Raw genomic sequence first — 14,073 nt, 5'->3', positions numbered from 1 at the left:
TAAAATTCTATTTTTGCGCCATGGCAAAGCAAGAAGACGATTTTAAGAAAGTAATATCCCACGCCAAAGAGTATGGGTATGTTTTTCAATCAAGTGAAATTTACGATGGACTCAGTGCTGTTTATGACTATGCTCAGAACGGTGTAGAGTTAAAGAACAATATAAAGGAGTACTGGTGGAAGGCCATGGTACAGATGAACGAGAATATTGTGGGGATAGACTCCGCAATATTGATGCATCCTACAACATGGAAGGCTTCCGGCCACGTTGATGCCTTTAACGATCCCCTCATAGACAACAAGGATTCCAAGAAAAGATATAGGGCAGATGTTCTTATTGAAGACCATGTTGCCAAAATTGAGGCTAAAATTGACAAAGAAGTTGAAAAGGCGGCCAAAAGATTTGGTGATGCTTTTGATAAGGAACAATTTTTGGCCACCAACCCACGAGTTGTGGAATATCAGGAAAAGGCCACGTCCATTTTAAAACGTATGGGCCAATCTTTGGAAAAAGAAGATTTGGAGGATGTGAAAAGCCTGATTGAGGAATTGGAGATTGTATGCCCCTTGTCCGGTTCCAAAAACTGGACGGAGGTAAAGCAGTTCAACCTAATGTTCGGCACCAAACTTGGGGCCTCGGCAGAAAGTGCCATGGACCTGTACCTGCGTCCGGAAACAGCACAAGGGATCTTTGTCAACTTCTTGAACGTTCAGAAAAGTGGCCGTATGAAAATTCCCTTTGGAATTGCGCAGATAGGAAAGGCCTTTAGGAATGAGATTGTAGCAAGACAGTTTATTTTCCGTCAGCGGGAGTTCGAACAGATGGAACTTCAGTTTTTCATTCGCCCAGGATCACAAAAAGAATGGTACGAACAGTGGAAGGAAACACGAATTAAATGGCATCTTTCCTTGGGAATGGGACAGGACAACTACCGTTTCCACGATCATGAAAAATTGGCTCATTATGCCGATGCCGCTTCGGATATAGAATTTAAATTTCCCTTTGGGTTCAAGGAATTGGAAGGAATCCATTCCAGGACCGATTTTGATTTGGGGAGCCACGAAAAATTTTCCGGTAAAAAACTGCAGTATTTTGACCCGGAACTGAACGAGAGTTATGTGCCATATGTGGTGGAGACATCCATTGGCGTGGACAGAATGTTCTTGGCCGTGTTCTCCAATGCATTGCAGGAAGAGGAATTGGAAAACGGAACTTCAAGGACCGTACTGAAAATACCGGCGGTACTGGCACCTACCAAAGCTGCAGTATTGCCATTGGTCAAAAAAGATGGTCTTCCAGAAATAGCCCACGAGATCATTGAAGATCTTAAGTGGGACTTTAAGGTGATATATGACGAAAAGGATGCTGTAGGACGTCGCTATAGAAGACAGGATGCCGCCGGAACACCATTTTGCATCACAGTGGACCATCAAACCTTGGAAGACAGAACTGTTACCATACGTCATAGGGATACCATGGACCAGCAAAGGGTTGCCATTTCGGAATTGAATGCAATCATTTCCAAGGAGGTGGACATGAAAAATTGGCTTAAAAAAATGTAGGAAGTTTTACAGCTTGTAACTAAGCTGTAAGCTTCCATAATAATTTCTGGCATTGCCAGGGTAGTAGTATCTAGGAGCTGCCCCGCCAAAGCCTACCGCATTGATCAGCACGGATTGTGCATATTGACTGTCGCCGATATTGTTGATTCCAAAATCTATCCCGATCACAAAACTACGGGCAATCTCTTTCGAATAGCCCAATTTCGTATTTAAAAGGGTAAAGCGGTTGCTGAACAATGTGGAAGCGTCGTTCAAGGGAATTTCATCTATGTGCTGCAGCGTCGTATTCCAATAAAAGCCAGAAGAGTGCTTTAACTGAAGGCCCGCATTTATCTTGTTTTTAGGAACCCCCGTGAGCGGATTGCCTGAATAATCATTGTCCCCGTCAACGAAATCTTCAAATTTGTGGTGGTTGTACGTGTAGCTTATGAAAGGGCTTATAGCCAGATCTGGATTGATCTTGATCCTATAATTGGTTTCCAATTCCAATCCTTGGTGTTTGGTCCTTCCCGCATTTTTACCAATAAACTGGTCTTCACCAACACGTTGGGCAACCAATAGATTTTTTATGTCCATTTGATAAATCGCGACGCTGAGATTGAGTTTCTTACTTGCCAAAAGCAAATCGGTGCCCAATTCATAGTTGATTCCAGTCTCTTGAGCGATCTCTGGATTGATAACCCCATCGGGGGTCAATGTTTCCTCCAGACTGGGATTGGAAAACCCCTTGCTGATATTCGCGTATAGGGAGGCATCCTCCGAAAGGGCATAGCTGAGATCTACATTGGGAAGAAAAATAGTCTTAAAATTTCTTTCTGCGCTTTTATTGTCCTCGGCGGTATTGAAGATGTCCCGGAAATCGTAAGATGTATTATTGATATTAAAGCCCGCCTGTACAAGAAAATTACGTGATAATGGCAAAGTGATGGTGCCAAACACGTTCAATTGATTTCTAAACTCCCTGTTATTGCTAATTTGGTTGCCTTTTAGGCTTCCATTTCCGTTATTGTCCCTGTATAGATTCTCATAAGTACCCCAATGATATTCATCTTTGTACAGCTCTGACCCGAATGAATACACAGCCCCACCGGCAGGGATATCAAAACTCCCGCTAAAGTTGGTCCTAAATCCAAATCCATTGGTGAATTCGTCCAAGATATTAAAAGGCCTTGGCTCATAATGATCCAGATAGCTGTAAAAAATACTAGTGCTGTTTTTAAATTTTTGAGAAAACATATGGCTGTAGGTCAACCCCAGTAAGGTATACTTATTGGCCTCAAAGCCTTGTGCCTGTTTCCAGGTAAATGCCGCTTGTCTTGGATCTTCTTCAAAGGCATCCTGACTAAGGGAACTGGGGATCTGTGCAAAGTAGTCAATGTAATTGACCAGAAGGTCAATCTTGTTTTGGTCATCAAAAGCATAGGTGGTATTCATTAATATTGCCTCCCTTTCAAAACGATTGTTTTCCCTATAACCGTCTGTTTCCATATGGCCATATTTAAGGCTTAGGTCAATCTTGCCCTCCTGATGTGACAGGTCCAGGTTGTTCTTAATGAGATTATAGGAGCCCAAGGTGAAATTATTGGTAAGTTGTGAGCCTGTTTTTTTTAAGTGCTTGGACTGCAATAAAATGGCCCCGCCCAAATTGGAGCCATAAGAACTGCCTTTTGGACCTTTGATTACCTCAATAGAGCCCAAATTTTCCAGATCAAATGCCTCTATGGTAGAGAATCCGGAACCGTTGGTGATCGGAATTTCATTGTAGTAGAGTCGCAATTTGTCCGTGCCAAACGGTGTTCTGGCGCCAACGCCCCTTATAGTGATCCTATTGGTGTTCAGGGCTCCGGACAGTAAATAGACTCCAGAGATCTGGTTGATGGAGGAGGCGATATCCAACGGGCTGTAATTCTCAAATGTAGTGGCGCCAATGACATCGGTGGCGGTAATTCCTATTACTGGATTGGATACCCTTTTCTCTGAAATCACAACTTCCTCCAGTTGGGTTATGCTGTCTTTTTTAACTTCCTGTGCCAATATAATTTGGGCACATAGTACTAATGGCATTAAATACTTATAATTCATCAAAATCTATAACCTAATGAAATTCCTCCTCTACCTACAATTTCCGGTGCAGAATCACCGCCCAATAAATTTCTTCCCAATCCGGTATATATTTCTGCTATAAAACCTCTTTGTGTAACAAATTTGCCACCTACGGAGACGCCAAGAGCAAAATCAGTATAGTTTTCCTCTGTTCTGGATTCGTTCCCTTGGTTGTCAAAAGTGTAATAAAAATCCTCCCCTGAATTCAACATGCCAAAACCTTCAACAAAAAAACCTTCCGCATATTGCTTGGAGAAGTACTGTCGATAGTAGGGCGTAATGGAAAAGGTCCTAAAATAGTCCAATACCTCATTGTCCTCCCCTACATTAAATAGAATGCCAATGCCAAGGGAGGCCTCTTCATGCAATAATCGTTCATAGGATAAATCCACATAGGTGAATGCAATTAGATTGAATGCATTGATTTTGAATTCATCCATGGGCTGTGGTTCATTTAAGATTTCCTGTGATTGGCCTACCAACAACATAGGCATGATCAAAAAGAAGGTCAGTAGTTTTTTCATATCCTGATTCGTTGAATTTTAGGGAAAGATAAGAAGGATTTGGATACAGTTTGCGGTCTGTCGAAAAAAGGAATGAGGTAATCATTTTTTGTGAGGCCGACTATGGTGTTTGTTCCGTTGGAGAATATAGGTAGATGCGTGTAAATCCAAATGAAATGTTAAATGGGAACAAATAAAATTCCTGCCTTTTGCTTCTTGCAAACATTGCCTATTTTTAGCCTTTGTTAATTTGAACAAGGGGTATTTATTTGAAATTCTGCCCTTGTTATAAAAGTAGTGATTTGAAAATAGTTTCATACAATGTAAATGGTATTCGTGCAGCGCTCAACAAAGGTTTCTTGAACTGGCTACAGGCTGTTGATCCCGATGTGGTTTGTCTTCAGGAGATCAAGGCCAATAAAGAACAGTTGGACTTAGAGGTCTTCGAAGCTGCGGGGTATCCTTATCATTATTGGTACAGTGCCCAAAAGAAGGGATATAGCGGAGTTGCCATTTTATCAAAACATAGGCCTGATAATGTGGTTTATGGAACCGGAATAGAATACATGGATTTTGAAGGAAGGAATGTTAGGGCCGATTTTGATGGGGTATCTATTATGAGCCTCTATTTGCCATCTGGGACCAATATTGCCAGATTGGACCACAAATTGCAGTATATGGCCGATTTTCAGGATTATATCAATAGTTTGAAGAAAGAACGCCCCAATCTTGTGATTTGTGGCGATTATAATATTTGCCACGAGGCCATAGATATCCATGACCCGGTACGGAATAAGAATGTTTCGGGCTTCTTGCCGGTGGAAAGGGAATGGATCGGGGATTTTATGGGGAACGGATTTATAGATAGTTTCAGGCATTTTAACAAGGAGCCCGACAATTATACCTGGTGGACCTACAGGGCCAATGCCAGGGCCAATAACAAAGGGTGGCGCTTGGATTATGGAATGGTCAGTGAACCGTTACTGGGAAGATTGAAGCGATCAGTGATCCTATCGGAGGCCAAACACAGTGACCACTGTCCCATTTTGCTAGAATTGGAGCCTTCCCATAAGGGATAATTACCAGCATTTTTTTAATACTCAACATTGATTTTTTATGGAATATAATATCCTCCCACATACAGATATAGAAGTAAGCAAGATTTGCCTTGGCACCATGACCTGGGGAAAACAGAATACTGAGGCCGAAGGTCATGAACAGATGGATTATGCCCTGGATATGGGGGTCAACTTCTTTGATACTGCAGAACTATATCCTGTCCCCGCCGCCAAAGAGCGTTATGCGGATACCGAAAGAATCATTGGGAACTGGTTCAAGAAAACCGGGAATAGGGATAAGGTGATCCTAGCTTCCAAAATAGCAGGGAAGGCCGAATTTACAAAGTTTATCAGAACAACGGGTTTTGATAAGTCGTCCATTATAGCCGCGGTGGAAGGTAGTTTGGAACGACTGCAAACCGATTATATCGACCTGTACCAATTGCATTGGCCGGAGCGCAAAACAAACTTTTTTGGGCAAAGGGGCTATACCCATGATATAACAGACCACTGGCAGGATAATATCCATCAGGTACTTGAGACATTAAGGGATTTGATGCGGGAAGGTAAAATAAGGAATGTCGGCCTTTCCAATGAAACTCCCTGGGGGACCATGCGTTTTTTAGAGGAGAGCAAAGTGCACGCCAGCCTGCCAAGGATGATTACCGTTCAAAATCCATATAGCTTGTTGAACAGGACGTATGAGGTGGGCATGTCTGAGATTTCCATGCGTGAGGATATTGGATTGATCCCATACTCACCGTTGGGCTTTGGGGTTTTAAGCGGTAAATATCTGGGTGGGCGAAAACCGGAGAACGCTAGAGTGACCCTTTTTCCAAATTACAATAGATATAGTGGAGAAACCGCAGTTAGGGCTACTGAAATGTACCACAAACTGGCTCAGGACCACAACTTGTCCTTGACCCAAATGGCATTGGCCTTTGTGAACACGAGACCGTTTGTAAAAAGCAATATCATTGGGGCCACCAGTATAAACCAGTTGAAGGAAAATATCGCCAGTATAGATGTACAGCTTTCTGAGGAGGTATTGGAGGGTATAGAGGCCATACACAATCAAATCCCCAATCCAGCCCCATAAATGTTGGCAGCACAAAAAATACAATTTTTGGCCATAGGAACCGGGCAACTTGTCCTTATCCTTATGGTTGTTGTGATTTTATTGGTCTATCTAAGGGTAAACCGTGGAAAGAACTAATCGAAGAGACTTGAAGCTATATCTTCTATTTTGGCAACGAGTTCAATCTTGATCTTGGTGTTCTTAAGTGTAATCTTGTTGTTTTTGGAGACATAAATGGTGCTAAAACCCAATTTTTCGGCTTCCAAGATCCGTTGCTCAACTCTTTGCACAGGTCTTATTTCACCTGCCAAACCTATTTCTGCTGCAAAACAGACCCCTTTATCTATGTAAATGTCCTCATTGCTGGACAAGATGGCTGCCACAACGGCCAGATCAATAGCTGGGTCGTCCACGGAAATGCCCCCGGTAATATTTAGGAATACATCTTTGGCCCCTAATTTGAAACCTGCACGTTTTTCCAAAACGGCCAACAACATATTCAAGCGCTTGGCATTGTAACCTGTAGTGGAACGTTGTGGTGTGCCATAGACCGCAGTACTGACCAAGGCCTGTATTTCTATCATTAGTGGCCGCATACCTTCTACCGTAGAGGCTATGGCCGTACCGCTCAGGCCCTCGTCATTTTTTGATATCAATATTTCAGATGGGTTGTTCACCTCCCGCAATCCACTGCCCTGCATTTCATAAATTCCAAGTTCTGCCGTAGATCCAAATCTGTTCTTAAGGGCCCGAAGGATGCGATATACATAATTGCGGTCTCCTTCAAATTGAAGGACCGTGTCTACCATATGTTCCAAAATTTTGGGCCCTGCAATGGTCCCATCCTTGGTAATATGGCCTATTAGAATAACAGGGGTATTGGTCTCCTTGGCAAATTTTATGAGTTCTGCGGTACATTCCCTGATCTGGGAAATACTTCCGGCGGCCGATTCTATATAGTCCGAATGAAGGGTCTGGATGGAATCAATAACTACAATATCTGGCTCTGTAGCTTCAATTTGTTGAAAAATATTTTGGGTTTTGGTCTCTGTCAGGATATAACAGTTGTCGCTGTTGGGGTGAATCCGGTCTGCACGCATTTTTATTTGTTTCTGGCTTTCTTCCCCAGAAACATAAAGTGTCTTGTAGGGTAGTTTTAAGGCAATCTGGAGAAGAAGCGTGCTTTTTCCAATACCAGGTTCCCCTCCCAAGAGGATCAGAGAGCCGGGTACGATCCCGCCACCAAGCACATTGTTAAATTCCAGGTCATAGGTGTCCAAACGAAGCTCCCTTTCCGTATTAATTTCATTGACACGAAGAGGTTTTGAGACTTTTTTTGCCGTGTTGGAAGGTGTTTTCCAGCTCGATTTCTCTTCCTTTTGTACCACCTCTTCCACAACCGTATTCCATTCCTTGCAACCGGAACATTGTCCTACCCATTTAGCGTATTGCGTTCCGCAATTCTGACAAAAAAATGCTGTTTTCGTTTTGGCCATTACCCTCAATTAGATTCTGGCTAAAGGTAACAAGATCTTTGAAAATTGCAGGTTTGTTTTATAATGTGTTTGTTATAAGATTGAAAGAAATTGGTTTTAAAAACCATCAACCAATCCTGTCTAATAACCAAAATCAGCTTTCAGGGCATCCATTTTTTCCATTGCCATATCCTTGGTCAAAAAGTCTATTTCTTCCATACCAAAGGCTTTCTCAAAAGTACGGAGCGCTTTTTTGGGTTCTCCCAATTGCTCATAGTATTCCCCTTCAAAATAGAAACCAAGCATGGTCCCAGGGAATTCCTTTTGGCAGAGCTCGGCAAGGTCTTTAAGGGATTCCAGATCCTCCTTTTTTCTAGAGGCGGCATAGATAGCCATTACATCGTTGAGCTCAACAGATTTGTCGAATCCGAATAGATTGGTAATCATACTATACTTGTCCTCCAGGTATTTAAAAACAGGTTCTTCCGATGTCAAGATCTTTTCCTTGTATTCTTTCTTGCTGATAGGTTTGAACATATTGAAAATATTGTCCAAAGATTTGCCAATGCCATAGGTGGCCACTGATATATGGTCAGCATTTTCATAGGCATCGAAGTAATAGTGGAGGGACTCCTTATTGAGGCCCTTGATGGCTTTGTCCATGGCTAAAATTCTGTTCTTGTCGGAACTGTTTTCACCTTCTACGATGAGACTGTAAAATATTTTTTTGTCCATAGCTCCCAAACGTGCTGGAAGTCTGTTTTCCATTTCCGGAGCCAATGTTGGAGAAATACTGATATAGGCATTGAAAAGGGAATCGTCCTTGAAAAGATAAAAGTTTCCAAAATTGGCAGTGATATCATAGCCTACAAATGTTTTGAAAGGGGCCGTGCTGTAATTGGATTCCAAATAAGGTATCAATTCCATTCCCAAAAATTCAAAAAATGATTTTCCTTGGTCTGTAGGCAGTCCGGAAGCTTCATCAAAACCACAATCATTATAGCGCTGACCATTTTTACCTTGTTCCACACCTACTATGATAGACTCTGGCATGCCGCTAAATTTACTGTAGTATTTGGCATTGGCCACAACATTGTCAAACAGGTATTCTGCATCCAGAACAACGATCAGCGGATATTTTTTTTCGGCACTATAGTTTTCCGGAATGTAATATCGAACATCCCTTTTTTCCTGTAGTTTGTAAGATTCAAATACATCTTGACTCACCTGTCCGTTGGCGCCAATACATATGAGCAAAGCAAAAATTGCGGATAACCGTTTCATAAAATTGAATTTAGGCAATAGCAGTAGACTATTGGTTTCTGTTCAATAACGGTAAGACAAGAAAAGATATTGTCCCAAAGACGACCACCATCATGGTTTGTGAAATCCACATGATCCATCCGAAGGCATCTCCAGAAACCTCACTGATCCCAAAAACGGCCAAAGCGGAGCTCACGGCAATAGGGTATAGCCCGATTCCCCCGTTGGTGGCCGACATGGCAAAAGCCCCAGCGGTAAATGCTACCAATAACTGACTTAAGGTGAGTTCTATTGTTTCTGGTACGGTGAACTTGATGACCCAGAACATGGCTATATAGGCAGCCCAGATGAACAAGGTGTGTAGGATGAAAGCCCATTTGTACTTCATTTTAAAGATACTCAGAACCCCTTCCACCAATCCCTTGACAAATTTTTTTATCTTTTGGGCAAACTGGAATTTTGATTTCTTGATGAACAGTAAAAACAATGCCATGCCAAGGAGTCCAAGCCCGAGTAATACAAGCAGGCTCATAGGGTTGAATCCCCTTTGTTGCAAGATGTTCAGAATAACATCGGTCTGCAGAAAAAGTGCTGTGATTACCACGACCAAGAGCATAAACAGATCAATGACCCTCTCCGTAACTATGGTGCCAAAGCCTTTTTCAAAAGGAACCTTTTCGTAGGTGGTCAAAGCGGTTGCCCGTAAAATTTCACCGGATCTTGGAATGCCCAAATTGGTAAAGTAGGCGATTAAGATAATCAAAGCATTGTTGGTGACTTTGGGCCTGTAACCCATGGGTTGCAAAAGGTAGTTCCAACGGATGGCCCTTGAAATATGGCTCAAAATGCCGATTAGCACAGAAATACCTACCCAAAAAAGATTGGCTTCCTTTACGTAAAATATGATCTGCTCCCTATCCTCCGGGGAGGTGTTATGGTAGGAATACCAGACTAAAAAAACTCCCAAGGCTATTGGGAGTAGTGTCTTTAATTTGTTTTTTAAAGCGTTTTTCAAAATTAGGTCAACAAATTAGTCTCCTCGTTGGGGAATACCAGGGCAGGATTGAATTTTTTTGCATCTTCAATATCCAACCTTCCGTAAGCGATTAGAATAAGAACATCACCAACGGCAACTTTTCTGGCTGCGGCTCCGTTCAGGGTAAGTTCGCCACTTCCCCTTGGACCTGGAATGGCATAGGTCTCCAATCGCTCACCATTGTTGTTGTTTACGATCTGTATTTTCTCGCCTCGTATGATATTGGCGGCATCCATTAGATCTTCATCAATAGTGATGCTTCCTATATAGTTAAGGTCCGCACCAGTAACTTTTACTCGGTGAATTTTAGATTTTACTACTTCTACTTGCATGGGGCAAAGATAATTAGGCTGCAAAGTTAATTAATTTAATGCGATATTGTCTATTAGTCGTACACCATCGGCAAAAACTGCAATAAAAGCCCGATATTTTTTATTTTCTTTTTTTGAGCCTATGGGATTTAAGGTTTCCTCATCGGATATTTGTAGGTATTCCAGGCGGAGCTGGGGATGGGCCTGGAATTGTGCAGTGGCCCATTCCATAATGGATTCAATACTTTGGTCGGCAAACTTAGTGCTTATGGTCTTCAGGGTTTCGTAAATAAAACCAGCTTCTCTTCTCAATTCCCTGTTCAGCCTTTCATTTCTGGAACTCATGGCCAAACCGTTGGGCTCCCTTAATATGGGACAGCCTATTATTTCTACGGGTATATTTTGGAGGGCCACTAATTTTTTGATGATTTGGAGCTGTTGAAAATCTTTCTCCCCAAAGTACGCCTTGTCAGGGGCTACAGTAAGCAAAAGTGATTCCACAATGGTTCCTACGCCATCAAAATGACCTTCCCTGAAGGCTCCTTCCATAACCTTGTCCAAGCCTTGAAAATCATATTTTTTTGAGGTGACCTCCGTGGAATACATTTCCCCTACCGATGGGGCAAAAATGATAATGTCCTTGGAAAGGAGTTCCAAAAGTTCCGAATCTTTTTCAAAGGTCTGCGGATATTTCAAGAGATCCTCCTGATTATTGAACTGGGTTGGGTTTACAAAAATACTCACCACCGTTATCTCATTTTCCGAAATAGCACGTGCAACCAGAGAGGCATGACCCTGGTGCAATGCCCCCATAGTGGGCACCATGCCTACTTTTTTGGCATCACTCTTGATGGAATTAAGATAGGATTTAAGTTCGTTTTTGGTTTGGAATACCAACATGTTTTTAGTTTAAAAGCTAGCAAACTTATATAATTACAGCTAATCTGCATAATTTTTGTAATTTTGCAGCTACGCTTACACGATAAATAAAATATTGCTTTTATGAATGGTAAAAAGATATTGTTTGTATCTTCAGAATTAGTGCCCTATCTACCAGAGAACGAAGTTTCCTTAATGTCTTATGAAACCCCTAGGATGGTCAACAGCAATGGTGGCCAGATTAGAATTTTTATGCCAAGGTTCGGAAACATTAATGAACGCAGGCACCAGCTGCATGAAGTTATACGTTTATCGGGAATGAATTTGGTCATCAACGACATGGATATGCCGTTGATCATTAAAGTGGCCTCCATCCCGAGAGAGCGCATCCAGGTATACTTTATAGATAATGAAGAATATTTTAAGCGTAAGGCCACTTTTACGGACGAAAACGGAAATCTGTTCTCAGACAATGACGAACGTGCCATTTTCTTTGCCAAAGGGGTAGTTGAAACAGTTAAAAAATTAAATTGGTCCCCAGATATCATCCATGTGCATGGATGGATGGCTTCCCTACTTCCATTGTATCTCAAAAAATACTATGCCGATGAGCCGCTATTTGCTGAAAGCAAGATAGTGACTTCCGTCTACAAGAAGGGATTTGAAGAAGAGCTGGACAAGGATATGATCAAAAAAATCTCCTTCGATGGCGTTGCTGAGGATAGTATAAACGCCTTGACCACACCCAATTATAATAATTTGTTAAAAGTAGCGGTAGATCATTCTGATGCGGTTATTTTGGCCTCCGAAGATGTGCCTCAAGAATTGCAGGAGTACATCGCCCAATTGGAAAAACCTGTTTTGTCCTATGTGCCCATACAGGAATTCGAAGAGGCTTATGCAAATTTTTATAACAACGAAGTCTTAAAATAATTTTCATGGTATTTTTCAAAAAGATATTTTTTCCTGCATTTGCGGGGGCAATGTTCGTAATGGCCTTTGTTTCGTGTGAGGAGGACATCACCACCATTGGTGAGGGTGTTATAGGCGGTGAACCTTTCGAAAGTGAAAGTGCTTCCTTTGATGTTTTTGCCTTTAATAAGAAAATAGAAGCGGTGCAGACCAATAAACTGCCCATTTACCAATTGGGGATTTTCAATGATCCGGTTTATGGACAGACCCAGGCTTCCATAACGTCACAAGTTAGATTGCAAGGTGGTACGAGTCCTACTTTTGGTGCGTATTCCCAAGCTACGGAAAATAAATCGGCAACGGACAATGTCACAGCTACCATCCCAGAAAATGAAACCGTTAAAGAGGTGTATCTGTATATACCCTATCTTGTCAAAGGAGCCACTTTAAGGGACTCCGATAGTGATGGGGTGGATGACGAATTTGATGCGGATCCGAATGATCCAAACAGTGATTCTGATGGTGATGGTCTTACAGATAACGAAGAAAGAGTTGCAGGGTCCGATCCATTGAATGTGGATACGGATGGTGACGGAAAAAATGATGCCGAAGATGACAGCACGGCCTCAGGGACATTTCCCAAAAAATATGATTTGGACAGTATTTACGGAAATAGAAACAATCCCTTTAAATTAAAAGTGGCGAGATCTACCTATTTTCTGAGGGACCTAGATCCTAACACCAACTTTCAGGAAGCTCAAGCATATTATTCTTCACAGCAATTTTCACCATCCTTTGTATCAGATGTATTGTTTGATGGGGAGGTGACCATTGATGATAAGGAGATTCTATTCTTTAAAGAAGATGACCCGGATACTGCGGAGATAGATGAGTCAGAGGAAGTTGAAACCAGACTGGCACCGGGAATCAGGGTTCCGTTGAACTCTGCCTTTTTTCAGCAGAATATATTGGACAAGGAAGGTGCTTCGGAATTGCTGAACCAAGGGAATTTCAGCGATTTCTTTAGAGGAATCCATATTTCCATGGATCCAAGTTTAGAGAATATTTTGATGTTATTGGATTTGACCAAGGCCAACATCACCATCAACTATGATCATGATAGTGTGGATACGAACGATACTCCGGATGATCCTTCAGATGATACCATTGTACAACTGAACAAGAATTATGTTTTGAACTTGCTGACAGGTGGTGGCAATGCTCCAATTGTGGGCAATGCCGTAAATACGTTTGTCAATGAGAGCTACCCTGCGGATATCATGAATTCAATGGACACTGGGAGCAATGCCTCCAGAATCTACCTCAAAGGTGGTGCCGGATCCTATGCTCAAATCAAATTATTCGATGAGGTGAATGGAAGGGAAATGATCAATCAGGTAAAGGCCAACAATTGGGTCATTAACGAGGCGAACCTTGTATTTTATGTAGACAGGAACACCTTGGATAATGCCGGTAATGTTGTTGAGCCTCCGCGACTTTATTTATTTGACGAAGAGACGGGAGCACCATTATATAATGCTTTAATTGAAAGATCGACGTCCCAAACCGCTTTAGGTTCGTATTTAAACCATGATGGTATATTGGAAAAGGGAAGTAACGGTAAAGGTGTGAAATACACGGTGAGAATCACGGAATATATCAACAACTTGATAATTCGTGATGCTGCCAATGCTACTTTGGCCCTGTCATTAACGTCAGATATTAGGGTGCCGAACGTTTCTAATTCGATATTGAAGGATGACGAGACCGGTTTACAGCCGGTCATGGCAACCGTTACTCCACTTGGAACTGTACTGTATGGTAGTTCCGATACCGGTGGGGAGGAGGATAAGAAACTCAAATTGGAGATTTTTTATACCAAGATAAATTAAA

At 42.0% G+C, this 14,073-nt stretch carries 12 protein-coding genes; 5 read left to right on the top strand and 7 right to left on the bottom strand.

The window, feature by feature from the left end:
* The first annotated feature begins 20 nt into the window (after nucleotides 1-20).
* Entirely contained in the window at nucleotides 21-1,562 is a 1,542-nt protein-coding gene (locus WAA86_RS00760) for a glycine--tRNA ligase (RefSeq protein WP_337299054.1), read from the top strand.
* Nucleotides 1,563-1,568: 6 nt separating this feature from the next.
* On the opposite strand, the gene WAA86_RS00755 is transcribed toward WAA86_RS00760, so the two are convergent.
* Together WAA86_RS00755 and WAA86_RS00750 are read right to left on the bottom strand one after the other, a co-directional pair.
* Complete coding sequence (locus WAA86_RS00755) at nucleotides 1,569-3,626, bottom strand: TonB-dependent receptor family protein (RefSeq protein WP_337299053.1); 2,058 nt, start codon at nucleotides 3,624-3,626, stop codon at nucleotides 1,569-1,571.
* Between the two features lie 17 nt (nucleotides 3,627-3,643).
* Entirely contained in the window at nucleotides 3,644-4,189 is a 546-nt protein-coding gene (locus WAA86_RS00750) for a DUF3575 domain-containing protein (RefSeq protein WP_337299052.1), read from the bottom strand.
* A 281-nt stretch (nucleotides 4,190-4,470) separates the two neighbouring features.
* Between WAA86_RS00750 and WAA86_RS00745 the strand changes: the two genes are divergently transcribed.
* Nucleotides 4,471-5,247, top strand: a complete 777-nt coding sequence (locus WAA86_RS00745; protein WP_337299051.1) for an exodeoxyribonuclease III — start codon at nucleotides 4,471-4,473, stop codon at nucleotides 5,245-5,247.
* 37 nt (nucleotides 5,248-5,284) lie between these two features.
* Nucleotides 5,285-6,325 carry an aldo/keto reductase gene (locus WAA86_RS00740; protein WP_337299050.1) on the top strand — a complete coding sequence of 347 codons (1,041 nt, stop codon included), beginning with the start codon at nucleotides 5,285-5,287 and terminating at the stop codon, nucleotides 6,323-6,325.
* Nucleotides 6,326-6,438: 113 nt separating this feature from the next.
* Here WAA86_RS00740 and radA read toward each other — a convergent pair whose 3' ends face one another.
* The 5 genes from radA to panC all read right to left on the bottom strand — a co-directional run bounded on the left by radA (nucleotide 6,439) and on the right by panC (nucleotide 11,289).
* Nucleotides 6,439-7,800, bottom strand: a complete 1,362-nt coding sequence (gene radA / locus WAA86_RS00735) for a DNA repair protein RadA (RefSeq protein WP_337299049.1) — start codon at nucleotides 7,798-7,800, stop codon at nucleotides 6,439-6,441.
* Nucleotides 7,801-7,920: 120 nt separating this feature from the next.
* Nucleotides 7,921-9,063 (bottom strand): alpha/beta hydrolase, encoded by a 1,143-nt coding sequence (locus tag WAA86_RS00730; RefSeq protein WP_337299048.1) that lies wholly within the window; start codon nucleotides 9,061-9,063, stop codon nucleotides 7,921-7,923.
* A gap of 28 nt (nucleotides 9,064-9,091) precedes the next feature.
* Nucleotides 9,092-10,057 (bottom strand): lysylphosphatidylglycerol synthase transmembrane domain-containing protein, encoded by a 966-nt coding sequence (locus WAA86_RS00725; RefSeq protein ID WP_337299047.1) that lies wholly within the window; start codon nucleotides 10,055-10,057, stop codon nucleotides 9,092-9,094.
* A 2-nt stretch (nucleotides 10,058-10,059) separates the two neighbouring features.
* Entirely contained in the window at nucleotides 10,060-10,410 is a 351-nt protein-coding gene (gene panD, locus WAA86_RS00720; RefSeq protein WP_062057346.1) for an aspartate 1-decarboxylase, read from the bottom strand.
* A 30-nt stretch (nucleotides 10,411-10,440) separates the two neighbouring features.
* Nucleotides 10,441-11,289 carry a pantoate--beta-alanine ligase gene (panC, locus tag WAA86_RS00715; RefSeq protein WP_337299046.1) on the bottom strand — a complete coding sequence of 283 codons (849 nt, stop codon included), beginning with the start codon at nucleotides 11,287-11,289 and terminating at the stop codon, nucleotides 10,441-10,443.
* 102 nt (nucleotides 11,290-11,391) lie between these two features.
* Here panC and WAA86_RS00710 point away from each other — a divergent pair, with 102 nt between their 5' ends.
* Both WAA86_RS00710 and WAA86_RS00705 read left to right on the top strand, forming a co-directional pair.
* The gene (locus WAA86_RS00710) at nucleotides 11,392-12,201 is read left to right on the top strand and encodes a glycogen/starch synthase (RefSeq protein ID WP_337299045.1); all 810 of its coding nucleotides are present in this window, start codon (nucleotides 11,392-11,394) and stop codon (nucleotides 12,199-12,201) included.
* 5 nt (nucleotides 12,202-12,206) lie between these two features.
* Nucleotides 12,207-14,072, top strand: a complete 1,866-nt coding sequence (locus tag WAA86_RS00705; protein WP_337299044.1) for a DUF4270 domain-containing protein — start codon at nucleotides 12,207-12,209, stop codon at nucleotides 14,070-14,072.
* The last annotated feature ends 1 nt before the right edge of the window (nucleotide 14,073 follow it).

The organism is Sediminicola sp. 1XM1-17 (assembly GCF_037203765.1).
Taxonomy (GTDB): domain Bacteria; phylum Bacteroidota; class Bacteroidia; order Flavobacteriales; family Flavobacteriaceae; genus Sediminicola.
This window is presented reverse-complemented; position numbering and strand designations above follow the sequence as displayed.